Raw genomic sequence first — 12713 nt, 5'->3', positions numbered from 1 at the left:
GAATTCTCACTGCAAAATCGGTAGCTGGGCGGACCAGATCTAGCATATTCGACGGCGGACCAACGATGCATCGTCGACCAAGCCCCCTGAGGAAACAGGCACTTTGCGGCTGTGGTCACTCGGAATCCCCCCATGACCGATGTGGGCCAGCCGACCAGCACGTGGACAATGAAGCCAACGCAGCCTAACCTTCGCCCATGCCTCCATCACTCCCTCCCGCCGACACCGTCCCCGAAACCGCCCGCGACGCGATCCTCGCCAGCATCAAGGCCCACAACGAGACCATGCTCGGCCCATCCGATAGGCGCGATCTCTTCATTCCGATTCAGGCAGACGACGGCTCCGTCGACGGTGGCCTCGTCGGCTATACCGGTCGCGGTTGGCTTTATGTGGAATTGCTCTCGGTCCCTGAGCGCCTGCGCGGTCAGGGCATGGCCGGCAGATTGTTGACACTCGCCGAAGAAGAGGCGAAGGCGCGCGGTTGCATCGGCGCTTATATCGACACGATCAACCCGGCTGCCTGCCGTGCCTATGAACGTGCCGGCTACCACGTCTTCGGCCGCATCGAGGATTTTGCCAAGGGCTATGATATCTGCTGGCTGATCAAGCGCTTCTGAGCTTCTGCTTCGCCCGATCGCCCATTGTTGGGATCACCGCCAGCACATGCGGGCCAAGAATGGATCGGAACATCGAGCCCTCCCCACTGTTCCCAGTCTAGGGTGCCGGCATGGCCCCAGCGACTTTTGGCGAACAAGGGGCAATTCACATGAACCGAACGGACAGAGCATCAGGCCGCAATCAAGCGCGGGATAGAGGCGTCTCGATGCGCGTCCTGTCACTCGGCGTCCTCGCAGCGGCGCTCATCCTTTTCCTGGTTCTTTTGCCCGCAACGCTGCTGATGATCTTTGCCGGGCTCCTGCTCGCCGTATTCTTTCGGGCTGGAGGGCTCTGGATTGCCCGGCATCTGTCGCTGCGCCCGGCATGGGGTGTGGCGATCTTCCTCCTGCTGATCGTCGGCGGCTTTACAATTGGCGGCACGGTCGCAGCGCCCGCCGTATCGACGCAGATCGACGAGCTGTGGCGACAGCTCCCCGAAGCGGCACAGAGCCTTGCCGAGCGCATCGAGCAATATGCCTGGGGCCGCGAACTCCTCGATCGCATGGAGCAGACCGATCTCTGGTCCGGCGCGTTCGGCGGCGCCGCCACGCAGGCGCTTGGTTCCGCATTCGGCTATCTCGGCAACAGTGTCCTGCTGCTCTTTATCGCGCTCTATGGCGCGTTCGATCCCGGCACCTACAGAAGAGGCTTTCTGCGCCTGTTTGCGCCGTCGCTCCGTCCTGAGGCCGGCAACGTGATCGACGAGAGCATCGCGACGCTGCAGAGCTGGTTGTCGGCACAGTTGATATCGATGTCCGTCGTCGGCATTCTGACCGGTCTCGGTCTCTGGCTGATCGGCATACCGCTCGCCTTGGCGCTTGGCCTCATCGCCGGCTTGCTCGCCTTCATCCCGAATGTCGGCCCCATCCTCGCCGCGATCCCAGGCTTGCTGCTCGCCGTACCCGATGGGACAAATGCGGTGCTGATGGTGCTTGCCGTCTATATGTTCGTCCAGACACTGGAGAGTTACGTCGTCACGCCGATCGTGCAGAAGCAGAAAGTGTCTCTTCCTCCCGTCCTGGTGATCTCGTCGCAACTTGTCTTCGGAACGCTCTTCGGCCTGATTGGGCTCGCCATGGCAACACCGCTCACTGCCTTGCTGATGCAACTGGTGAACCGGGTCTACATTCGTGCCTGTCTCGAACGTGAGGTTGAAAGCGTCCACCCGATGCGCGAACGGCCGTGCCTTCCCTGGGAGCAGTCGCCGCGTCAGGCGGAGGCGTAGCGTTTCGAACCGTCGGCCGCATCCGCGGCCTCGACGGGACTTGCGTCCCGCCAGGCGATCACACCCTTCAAACGGTCATGCACGTCGCCCACCAAAGGCACGACCAGCACCCGGTTCGGATCGACGGGACCGGGAAAGTCGAGCGCCTGGTAGGCGACCTTCTCGAAGCCGAGCGGCATGTAATAGGGCGGATCACCGATCAGGATGACACCTTCCGAGCCCTTCCGACGCGCCGCCTCGATCGCGATCCGCACAAGTTCGCGGCCAATCCCCCGGTTCTTGTGGGATGGGCGGACAGCAAGCGGTCCGAGCAGATGCCCTTGAACGGCGCCGGCCAGCACTGGCGTCATGCGCACCGAGGCAATCGTCTCACCATTGTCGGTGCAGATGAAGGAAAGTGACCGGTCATGTGGGCCCTGCTCGCGGATTCGCGCTGCCGCACGGGTGTGCCGGCCGGGACCGAAAGCTTCTTCGTTGATGAGTTCGATGACAGCGTCGTGCGACGCATCCTCGGTGAGGTAGACAAGGCCGGAGTGAAACATGGATGACCGAAACCAATAGACAGACAGCAATAGGGTTCACGCGCACGAATATCGTGCGTTCGAGAGCTTCAGCGTCGTCGTGGGTTCCGTGCGAGGGTCATCGGGGCCTTCAAATCTTGAGTGTTGTTCCGATAGCAGCAAAATTTCTGTCCGTCCAACGGAAAACGCACTGTTCAATCCATCGCCCCTCGCAATTGCATCCGACAGCCGTATCTTCCGGGTCAAGTTCAAACGAGAAGGAAGCGACCATGGGTAGACTGGTGGATGGCGTCTGGCAGGACGTCTGGTACGACACGAAATCGACCTCGGGGCACTTCAAGAGGGCTGACTCGAGCTTCCGCAACTGGGTGACCGCAGACGGCTCCGCCGGCCCTTCCGGCAAGGGCGGTTTCAAGGCAGAGGCAGGTCGCTACCACCTCTACGTCTCCTATGCCTGCCCCTGGGCGCATCGCACCCTGATCTTCCGCGCCCTGAAGGGCCTCGAAGACCTGATCTCGGTTTCCGTGGTCGATCCGCTGATGCTGTCGAACGGCTGGGAATTCCACGACCGCGACGGCGCCACGCCGGATCATCTCTTCGGCTCGAATTTCCTCTGGCAGGTTTATGTCAAAGCCGACCCGACCTTCTCGGGCCGCGTGACCGTACCGGTCCTCTGGGACAAGCATCAGAACACTATCGTCTCGAACGAGAGCTCCGAGATCATCCGCATGTTGAATTCGGCCTTCGACGGCCTGACCGGCTCGGGCCTCGACATGCACCCCGAAGATCTCCATTCCGAGATCGACGAGGTGAACGCCCGCATTTACGACACGGTCAATAACGGCGTCTACAAAGCCGGTTTCGCCACAACCCAGGAAGCCTATGAAAGCGCCGTCTATCCGCTCTTCGAGACACTCGATTGGCTGGAGAAGCGACTGACCGATCAGCGCTACCTCTTCGGTAGCGGCATGACGGAAGCAGACTGGCGTCTGTTCACCACGCTGGTGCGCTTCGACCCCGTCTATGTCGGCCACTTCAAGTGCAACATCCGCCGCATCGCCGATTATCCTGCCCTGTCGGCCTATCTGCGCGACCTCTACCAGACGCCGGGCGTGGCCGAGACGGTCGAGATGCGCCACATCAAGCATCACTATTACCGCAGCCACACCATGATCAATCCGACCGGGGTCGTGCCGGTTGGCCCTGATGAGGACCTGATGGCGCCGCACGGTCGAGAAAAGCTCGGCGTCTGACACTCACCAGTGATGCCCCGGGGAGATTTCCCCGCGCAGTTCCGCGATCCGACGCCGTGTCGCCTGGGTCACGCCCTCCGGCAGAGCGTCGAAGTGGAAGAAGCCAGCCTCGGCAATCTCCCGGTCTGCGGGGCGGACCATCGTCTGCCGCACGTTGACACGGTAAAGCAAGACATGGTCACGCCGGCTGATCCGGGCATTGAAGTAGACATGGAAGAGTGCGGGAGCATCGACGGGTTCAAGATTACCCTCCTCCCGCATTTCCTTCAAAAGCGCTTCGATCGCCGTCTCGCCGCGCTCCACCCCGCCGCCCGGCATATGCCAACCGGGCACATAGGTGTGGCGGACCAGGAAGATCCGCCCCGCCTCGTCGAAACAGGCGGCACGAACACCAAGCGTCATGCCACGATTGATGGCGAAATAGACATGCAGAAGGCGAACAAGGAACCTCTTCGGCCATCCGAGCCTTTCGCTATCGGCACCCGTCCCGGCACCACCCGCTGGCGTCATTTTCCTTGCCCCTCGGTTTCAGCGTCGTTAAGAGAAGCGCCATGTTCAAGCTCGCCCACATCTCCGACGTGCATCTCGGCCCGCTGCCGAACCTGACGATCCGGGAACTGGCCTCTAAGCGGATTACGGGCTATGTGAACTGGCATCGCAACCGCCGCAAGCACCTTTTCCCCAATGCGCTGGAAATGGTCCTGGAGTCGCTTCGTACCGAAAACCCGGATCACCTTGCCATAACGGGCGACCTCGTGAACCTCGCCTCAAAGCTTGAGGTCAAGCTCGTTTCCGAATGGCTGAAGGAAGCTGGTGCACCGCTCGATACATCCGTTGTGCCGGGAAATCACGACGCCTATGTGCCTGGCGCCCACGAGCGCGTCGTGCAGGCCTGGTACGACTACATGCGCGGCGACGACGATCCGCTGATTTTCCAGGACGATCACAAACTCTTCCCCTATATCCGCCGCCGTGGCCCGGTCGCGCTGATCGGCTGCTCGACCTCCATCGCCACCCCACCCTTCTCCGCCCAGGGCTATTTCAGCGGTCGCCAGGCCCGCGAGACCGCAGCACTTCTAAAGGCCGCCGGCGAGGAAGGTCTTTTCCGCGTGGTGATGATCCACCATCCGCCGATCCGGGGAGCGGCTCCCCAGCACAAGCGGATGATCGGCATCCGCCGTTTCGCCGCCGCGATCCGCACCGGCGGCGCCGAACTCGTGCTGCACGGCCACACCCATCTCAACACGCTCTACTGGCTGACGGACCGCGAAAAGAACGTCCCCGTCGTCGGCATCGCCTCGGCAAGCCAGGGACCAGGCGCTAAGAAACCCGCTGCCGGCTACAATCTCTTCTCGATCGATGGCGAAGCCGGAAACTGGCAACTCGACTGGCAGCGCTACAAGATCGAAAGCGAAGATGCCCCGCTCAAGCTCGATCACAGCGAACGGCTGCTCGGTTGAGCCGCTAGAGCAATTCCAGCAAAAGTGGGAACCGGTTTTGCGTTCGGAATTGCGTCAAAGCAAAGAGATAGAGCATTTCAGGCGATTCTAATTCCGCCGGAAATGTTCTATCCTTCAGCCATCGCCGCCCGGATCGCCACAGCCACCCTATCCGGCGCCTCGTCGATCAGCATGTGGCCTGCAGTCTCGATCAGCGTGACCTCCGCGCCCTCCCAGATGTTTTTTGCCTGCGCGACCGGCAGGATCGGGTCGGCCGTTCCCCAGAGCAATCGCGTTGGAATGCCGAGATCGGAGAATGAGGAGAGCGGCAACGTCCCCTGCCCGATCCGTTCGTCGGTTTCCACGAGGAAGGATTGGAGGATCTCCATCAGTCGATCCGTCGCCCCGGCAATCCGTCGAGCAGCCGCGAGCCGATCGAGAGCCGCTGCCTCAAACGCAACACCCTGGGCAGCCATTGCAGCCAACCCGACAGCCAACTCGTCTGGTTCGACGGCCGAACCATAACGCCGCAAGGCCTGATGATCGATCTCGGGACCAAAGCCACCTGGCGCCACAAGTGTCAGGGATGCCACCCGATCCCGCGCCCTGAGCGCAATCAGGCTGGCAATCGCCCCACCCATGGAATGACCGCAAAGATGAAAGCTCGAAATGCCGCGCCGGTCGAGATCCGCCAGAATGGCCTTGGCCATCACGCCGGCATGCCCGACACCCTCGGCATCAAGCGAGCGCCCATGCCCCGGCAGGTCATAGACGACAAGCGGCTGGTGTGGCTCGAGCCGCTCGATGACCGGCGCCCAGGAGGCGCCGATCCCGCCAAAACCATGCAGCAACGCAAGTGGGGCCTTCGCCGAGGACGGATGTCGAACCTCGGCGAAGAGCGTCATCTCATCAGGCTTTCTTCTGCTCGTCCAACACACGGTTGGCGGCCGAGACGATCGCCTCCAGCGAGGCCGTCACGATGTTGGTGTTGATGCCAGCCCCAAACAACTTGCCGCCAGCATGGGTCATTTCGACATAGGCGATGGCAGCTGCATTCGAGCCATGCTGCAAAGAGTGCTCGGAATAATCCTGCACCGAGAGGTCGATGCCGAGATAGGTCGAGAGCGCGTTGACGAAGCCGTCGATCGGGCCCGTTCCCTTGCCTTCGATCCGCTTTGTCTCGCCATTGTCGGTAATCTCGGCGGCAACCACCCGAATACCCTTCTGGTCAGTCCCGGCCGGATAGGTGTGGTGATCGACGAACTTGATGCGCGCGCCGGTCTGATCGACGTACCGTTCGATGAAGCGGTCGTAAATCTTCTTCGACGGCAGTTCCTTGCCTTCTTCGTCGGTGATCCGCTGGATGTCCTCGCGGAACTCGATCTGCAGGTTGCGCGGCAGGTTGATGCCGTAGTCCTCCTGCAGGATATAGGCGATACCGCCCTTGCCCGACTGCGAGTTGATCCGGATGATCGCCTCATAGGTGCGACCAACATCCTGCGGATCGATCGGCAGATAAGGCACTTCCCACACCGGATGATTAGCGGTCTTGATCGCCTTCATGCCCTTGTTGATGGCATCCTGGTGCGAACCAGAAAAGGCCGTATAGACCAGTTCGCCGACATAAGGATGGCGCTCGGGAATGACCATCTCGTTGGAATATTCGTAGACGGCCTTGATCCGCTCGATGTCGGAACAATCCAGCTGCGGGTCGACACCTTGCGTAAACATGTTGAGCGCCAGCGTCACGATATCGACATTGCCGGTCCGCTCGCCATTGCCGAACAGCGTGCCTTCGACGCGGTCGGCACCGGCCATCAGGCCCAGCTCGGTCGCAGCGATGCCCGTGCCGCGGTCATTATGCGGATGCAAGGAGATCAGCACGTTTTCGCGGTTGTCGATGTTGCGGCACATCCATTCGATCTGGTCGGCATAAATGTTCGGCGTCGCCATCTCGACGGTCGACGGCAGGTTCAGGATCAGCTTGTTGTCATCAGTCGGCTTCACTTCGGCGATAACGGCGTTGCAGATCTCCAAAGCCACTTCCAGCTCGGTGCCGGTGAAACTCTCAGGCGAATATTCGAAGCGATAACCGCCACCAGCCTTCGCCGCCATGTCCATGATCATCTTCGCCGCATCAACCGCGATCTGCTTGATGCCAGCGACGTCCTTGCCGAACACCACGCGGCGCTGCAGCTCGGAGGTGGAGTTGTAGAAGTGGATGATCGGGTTCTTGGCACCTTCCAGCGCCTCAAACGTCCGCGTGATCAACTCCGGCCGGCACTGCACCAGCACCTGCAGCGACACATCGGCGGGCACGCCGCCCTCTTCCACGCACCAGCGGGCGAAGTCGAAGTCCGTCTGGGAGGCCGAGGGAAAGCCGATCTCGATTTCCTTGAAGCCCATGTCGAGCAACAGCTGGAACATGCGCGCCTTGCGGTCATGGCCCATCGGATTGACCAGCGACTGATTGCCGTCGCGCAGGTCGACCGAGCACCAGATCGGTGCCTTGTCGATCACCTTCGACGGCCAGGTGCGGTCCGGAATGGCGATTTGCGGATAGGCGCGGTACTTCTGCGAAGCGTCCGGCATGCCCTGCTTCACGGTATGGGTCTTCAAAATCATCGTCTTCGTCTCTTCTCGTCCCTGGCGGCTGCCATGGCTGATAACAAATCAGCGGAGCTTTGGCACGTCCGAACAGGCCCTATTCAAGGGATGGATTGCATTACAAAAGGGGATTTCGAGGAGCAATCGCCAAACGGCTGACCCGGCCGCCGGGCGCTCCTCAATGGACCCGGCAACCGCGGATAAGGCCGAGAAGAAGAAGCGAGTTTGGCACCGACGCGACGAAGCGGGCCGCAGTGCGGGCCGTCATTTCAGTCGCAGCAATGGTCGTGCCGTTGATCTTCATGGGGTCAGGAATAACGCGATGAATTGAATCGCGCAAGGGTGTTATTCGGCGGCGGATGGACTTGCCTCGTCCAGCTTTTCGCGCAGCCAGTCTTCAAGCAAGGAGTCAACGGATACGCCGAGTTCCTTTGCTTGACGCTCCAGCCTAAGCTTCGTTCCCAACATGACCGTCACGGTCAGCTCAACCGGTTCGAGATTGGGACGTCTGGCCGTGGTCAGGTTGAAGTACTGCAGCACATCTTCTTCGCCCTCATCGAACAGGCGATCCAGCTCTTCAGCGCTGATTGTCTTCATAGAAACGCCTTTCCTGAATTCTTGCCCGGCGAACGGAAATGATCCGAACGCGCTCGTCACGCAGAACGTAGATACCTGCCCACAAGAGATCAAAGATCAGGCCTATTCGGATCCGCCTTGGTTCGGCAGCATACCCAGCATTCAAATCTAAGGATCATACCGAACTCCTGCGCCGCCACGAAATCGATTCCGCGCTTCGCCTTGTTCGCCTCGCTTTTGACCGGATCGAATTCGAACTCCATGCGCAAAACCTAGCGCAACCCTTACGACTGCACCAGATCCGGCACACCCAGATCACCGCCGCCCGAATTGGGCAATGACGGCGGCAGCCAGGAAGGCGAGCGCGATCACGCCCCAGACCATCCCGCCATCGGTAACATTGCTGCCATCGGGCGTGACACAACTCGATTGCGAAGCCGCGATGCAGTCCCGCCAGATCCAGTAGCGCGTGTAGAAGACATAGCCGAAGAAACCGGCAAAGAGCACAAAGATGATGGCTTTGATGCGCAGCCGTCTCACGTGCGGTTTCTCGCCAGCTTGACCAGCCCCAGCATCGCCACCCCGGCGATCAGCCCCCAGAATGCCCCCGAAATCCCGAGGATCGAAATCCCCGATGCCGTGACAAGAAACGTCACCGCCGCCGCCTCCCGCGTCTCCGGCACCTGGAACGCCGCAACCGATGACCCCGAAAAGGCCCCGATCAGCGCCAGTCCCGCCACCGACTGGATGAGGATCGGGGGCGCCAGCGACACGAAGCCGGTGACGGCACCGGCTGCCAGCCCGAGCAGCACATAGCCGATCCCAGCAATGATCGCCGCCCAGTAGCGCCGCTTCGGGTCCTGGTGCGCGTCCTCGCCTGCACACATTGCCGCTGTAATTGCCGCAAGGTTCACTGCATGGCCGCCGAGAGGTGCCGCGAGTGCCGAAAAAAGACCGGTCACGGCAAACATCGGCCCCGGTTGCGGGTCATATTTGTTGACCTTTAGGATCGCGATACCAGGAATGTTCTGCGAGGCCATGGTGACGATGAACAGCGGCAGTGCGATCGACACCAGCGCCGGCAGCGTGAAGACCGGCAACACGAACTCCACCGGCGGCGCAAGCGATGCCGCCCAGCTGGCCATTGCCCCCTCCGGCAAGTCTACGCCGAAGACGATGACAACAACAAAGGTCAAAAGCGCAGCCGGCACCGCGTAAAGCCGCTTGAAGGCCGCGACCACCGCCCAGACCACGAGGATCGGCAGACCGAGCAAAGGATCGAAGGCGACCGCCTTGAACGGCGCGAAGCACAAATTCAGAATGACACCCGCCAGCATGGCATTGGCAATCGGCGCCGGAATGGCGGCAACCGCCCGCCCGAAGGGCCGGATGAGGCCGGCGAGCACGATCAGCGCCGCACAGACCAGAAACGCCCCGACCGCCGCAGGAAACCCGCCGACCGGAATCCCCGCCGTCACCATCAGCGCAGCACCCGGAGTCGACCAGGCAACAGAGACCGGCAGCTTCGTCCACACACTCAAGACGATCCCGCAGAGCCCCATGGCGACCGACAGCGCCATCAGCCCGGAGGCCGCTTCGTAATCCGTCGCGCCGACGCCTTTCAGCCCCTGGAGCACGACGGCAAACGAACTGGCAAAACCGACAAAGGCGACGAGCACGCCCATGAAGGCCGCCTGGGGAGAAAAGTCTTTGAGCATGATGGACTCGCCAAAAAACGGACCTGGATGGATCCAAGGCCAATCAAATTACGGTCGCTGTGGCAAGCCGCCGCTACGGCAAAAGCGTTCGCCCTCCCGCGGTTCAGACGGGTTTTGCCACCAGTGGTACATCGACCTCCGGGAGGCGCATATCATGTGCCGCGGGCTCGAATCGCGCCAGAACGACCCGATTGCGGCCGCCGCGTTTGGCGGCGTAAAGCGCCTCGTCGGCGCGGCCGATGAGCTGCATGATCGACATTGCCGTTGGCGCCACAGCCACGCCGGCACTCAAGGTCACCGCAATCTTCGTCCCCTCGTGGAAAATGGTCAGCGTGGCGATCGAGGCGCACAATTGCTGCGCCGTTTGCATGGCATCAGCCTCGTTGGCAGCCGGCAGATAGAGGCCGAACTCCTCGCCCCCCATACGCGCCAGGATGGCATTGCGCCCCAGCTGTCGTGTCATCGCCTGCGCCACCGATGTCAGCACCTCGTCACCCGCCAGATGACCAAGACGATCATTCACCTGCTTGAAGTGGTCAATGTCGATGATCACATAGGCACTGCCGACCGGCGCCTCGCGCGGCAGACGGTCCATCATCCAGTGGCGATTGCGGATGCCCGTCAGGCTGTCGGTTTCGGTGAGGGCGATCAGTCTCTGTTCTGCACGCTCCTGCACCAGAATCAGCACAAACATGGCGATGGCAAACTGGGCGAGTATCAGCACGAGAAATGCCGCCGCCGGCGTCATCTGGACGCTATCAGGCACGACGAGCGCCACGAAGGTTACGGCAGCAGTGACGGCCTTGGCGCCGAAGGCTGCCGCAAGCCCGAAACGGCTCGTCAGCCTCTGCCTTTTCGGATCCCACATCACCAGTGCAGCGGAGGCGGCCGAAAAGCCGCCCATGCAGGTGAGGAAAACTGCGCCGCGGTAGAACCTTTCCAGCGGAAACGCGGTCACGAGGGCAGCGACCGCGATGCCAGCAGGCACGAGCAGCACCCACCAGAGCCTGCCCGCACGGTCTTCCGTGATCACGTCGCTCAGCCCCACAAGCATCAGAACATAGGCAACGGGGGTGACGATCGTCGTGAGATAGGTCCAGGTCTCGTAAGCGACGAAGCCCTGCTCGGAGGCGCCCGCCAGTACCGAGGCGACAGCAAGCACGAGGGACGCGACGGCCATCTTGCCGAGCCCATGGCCGCGCCGCGAGCCAAAGCGCAGATAAAGGAAACACAGCGCGCCGACCGTCAGCGACAGCGGATGCAGGATCAGGATGGTGGCGAGGTCGAGATGCATGAGGCGTCCAGGCAGAACCGATACAACCTGGCTTAGCAACGCAAAGCTTGCCGATTGCTGAACGAAGCCCGCCGCCTCACGCATGGCTGCATTCCCGTCCACGCAAGACGGCCTTGTGAAACGGCCGGGTTGATCGTCATCGCCGTTTCACCATGTCAAGGCAAACAGGAGGAACGGGGGAGATTCCCTTGAGCATATGCTTGCCTTTTGACCCCCTTTTGCCTATGGGACCCCTCCGACGCATTCGGGGCGTCCCGTTCACTTCCGCCAGATATGGCTGGGTTCACGAAGGATAGAGCCTTGATCCAGACTCCTTATTACCTGATCGACAAGTCCAAGCTGCTCCAGAACATGGAAAAGATCGCGACCTTGCGCGAACTCTCCGGCGCCAAGGCGCTTCTGGCGCTCAAATGCTTCGCCACCTGGTCCGTCTTCGATTTCATGCGCGATTACATGGATGGCACGACCTCGTCGTCGCTCAATGAAGTCCGCCTCGGCCATGAGCGTTTCGGCAAGGAAACCCACGCCTATTCCGTGGCTTACGCCGATTACGAGATCGACGAAGTCGTCAGCCATGCCGACAAGATCATCTTCAACTCGATCGGCCAGCTGACACGCTTCGAGAGCCAGTCCTCCGGCATCATCCGCGGCCTGCGGCTGAACCCCGGCGTCTCCTCCTCGAGCTTCGACCTCGCAGACCCTGCCCGCCCCTTCTCGCGGCTGGGCGAATGGGACTTGAAGAAGGTCGAGCCGGTCATGGACCTGATCTCCGGCTTCATGATCCACAACAACTGCGAAAACGGCGATTTCGACCTTTTCGATCAGATGCTCGGCGATATCGAACAGAAGTTCGGTCCCCTCCTGAAGAAGGCCGAATGGGTCTCGCTCGGCGGCGGCATCCATTTCACCGGCGAGAACTATCCGCTGGAGAAGTTCGCCGAGCGCCTCAAGCGCTTCTCCGGCGAATTCGGGGTTCAGGTCTATCTGGAGCCCGGCGAAGCCTCGATCACCAAGTCGACCACGCTCGAAGTCACCGTGCTCGACAAGCTCTATAACGGCAAGGACCTTGTCGTGGTGGATTCATCCATCGAAGCGCATCTCCTCGATCTCCTGATCTACCGGGAAAGCGCAAAGGTCCACCCTAACCAGGGACCGCACCGGTACCAGGTCTGCGGCAAGTCCTGCCTTGCTGGCGATATCTTCGGCGAGTTCAATTTCGAACAGGAATTGAACATCGGCGACCGCATCTCGCTGCAGGACACCGCCGGCTACACGATGGTCAAGAAAAACTGGTTTAACGGCGTGCAAATGCCGGCAATCGCCATCCGCGAACTGGATGGCAGCCTCAGGACGGTCCGTGAGTTCGACTACACGGACTACGAACAAAGCCTGTCCTGAACTCCCTCAGGAACAGGTTCTGACG

13 protein-coding genes are annotated in these 12713 nt (G+C 61.1%); 5 read left to right on the top strand and 8 right to left on the bottom strand.

The annotated features are described in order from the left end of the window. The first annotated feature begins 197 nt into the window (after nt 1–197). The gene (locus BSY240_RS21385) at nt 198–617 is read left to right on the top strand and encodes a GNAT family N-acetyltransferase (RefSeq protein ID WP_069043670.1); all 420 of its coding nucleotides are present in this window, start codon (nt 198–200) and stop codon (nt 615–617) included. Nucleotides 618–823: 206 nt separating this feature from the next. Further along, nucleotides 824–1882 (top strand): AI-2E family transporter, encoded by a 1059-nt coding sequence (locus tag BSY240_RS21380; RefSeq protein WP_069043669.1) that lies wholly within the window; start codon nt 824–826, stop codon nt 1880–1882. On the opposite strand, the gene BSY240_RS21375 is transcribed toward BSY240_RS21380, so the two are convergent. Further along, on the bottom strand, nt 1867–2424 hold the full coding sequence (locus tag BSY240_RS21375) for a GNAT family N-acetyltransferase (protein WP_069044088.1): 558 nt from the start codon (nt 2422–2424) through the stop codon (nt 1867–1869). The genes BSY240_RS21380 and BSY240_RS21375 overlap by 16 nt on opposite strands. Before the next feature lie 248 nt (nt 2425–2672). Here BSY240_RS21375 and BSY240_RS21370 point away from each other — a divergent pair, with 248 nt between their 5' ends. Beyond that, the gene (locus BSY240_RS21370; protein WP_069043668.1) at nt 2673–3656 is read left to right on the top strand and encodes a glutathione S-transferase family protein; all 984 of its coding nucleotides are present in this window, start codon (nt 2673–2675) and stop codon (nt 3654–3656) included. Between the two features lie 3 nt (nt 3657–3659). Here BSY240_RS21370 and BSY240_RS21365 read toward each other — a convergent pair whose 3' ends face one another. Then, on the bottom strand, nt 3660–4166 hold the full coding sequence (locus tag BSY240_RS21365; RefSeq protein ID WP_069043667.1) for an NUDIX domain-containing protein: 507 nt from the start codon (nt 4164–4166) through the stop codon (nt 3660–3662). A gap of 41 nt (nt 4167–4207) precedes the next feature. Here BSY240_RS21365 and BSY240_RS21360 point away from each other — a divergent pair, with 41 nt between their 5' ends. Next, nucleotides 4208–5116: a metallophosphoesterase family protein gene (locus BSY240_RS21360; protein ID WP_069043666.1), complete on the top strand. Its 909-nt coding sequence runs from the start codon at nt 4208–4210 to the stop codon at nt 5114–5116. Nucleotides 5117–5223: 107 nt separating this feature from the next. Here the strand turns inward: BSY240_RS21360 and BSY240_RS21355 are convergent, their stop codons facing one another. From BSY240_RS21355 to BSY240_RS21325, 6 genes are all read right to left on the bottom strand, one after another. Then, nucleotides 5224–6000, bottom strand: coding sequence for an alpha/beta fold hydrolase (locus BSY240_RS21355; protein ID WP_069043665.1), 777 nt, complete (start codon nt 5998–6000; stop codon nt 5224–5226). A 4-nt stretch (nt 6001–6004) separates the two neighbouring features. Next, entirely contained in the window at nt 6005–7720 is a 1716-nt protein-coding gene (gene leuA / locus BSY240_RS21350) for a 2-isopropylmalate synthase (RefSeq protein WP_069043664.1), read from the bottom strand. Nucleotides 7721–8047: 327 nt separating this feature from the next. Then, the gene (gene brnA, locus BSY240_RS21345) at nt 8048–8299 is read right to left on the bottom strand and encodes a type II toxin-antitoxin system BrnA family antitoxin (RefSeq protein ID WP_069043663.1); all 252 of its coding nucleotides are present in this window, start codon (nt 8297–8299) and stop codon (nt 8048–8050) included. Between the two features lie 294 nt (nt 8300–8593). Further along, nucleotides 8594–8818, bottom strand: a complete 225-nt coding sequence (locus BSY240_RS21335) for a hypothetical protein (protein ID WP_069043662.1) — start codon at nt 8816–8818, stop codon at nt 8594–8596. Next, nucleotides 8815–9996: a benzoate/H(+) symporter BenE family transporter gene (locus BSY240_RS21330; protein ID WP_069043661.1), complete on the bottom strand. Its 1182-nt coding sequence runs from the start codon at nt 9994–9996 to the stop codon at nt 8815–8817. Before BSY240_RS21330 ends, BSY240_RS21335 begins: the two co-directional genes overlap by 4 nt. A gap of 103 nt (nt 9997–10099) precedes the next feature. Continuing rightward, nucleotides 10100–11374, bottom strand: coding sequence for a GGDEF domain-containing protein (locus BSY240_RS21325; RefSeq protein WP_083229694.1), 1275 nt, complete (start codon nt 11372–11374; stop codon nt 10100–10102). A gap of 216 nt (nt 11375–11590) precedes the next feature. Between BSY240_RS21325 and BSY240_RS21320 the strand changes: the two genes are divergently transcribed. Continuing rightward, nucleotides 11591–12688 carry a carboxynorspermidine decarboxylase gene (locus BSY240_RS21320; protein WP_054151455.1) on the top strand — a complete coding sequence of 366 codons (1098 nt, stop codon included), beginning with the start codon at nt 11591–11593 and terminating at the stop codon, nt 12686–12688. The last annotated feature ends 25 nt before the right edge of the window (nt 12689–12713 follow it).

It is taken from the genome of Agrobacterium sp. RAC06, from assembly GCF_001713475.1.
Taxonomy (GTDB): Bacteria; Pseudomonadota; Alphaproteobacteria; order Rhizobiales; family Rhizobiaceae; genus Allorhizobium.
Note: the sequence above shows the minus strand (reverse complement) of the source record. Positions and strands in the feature narration are given on the sequence as shown.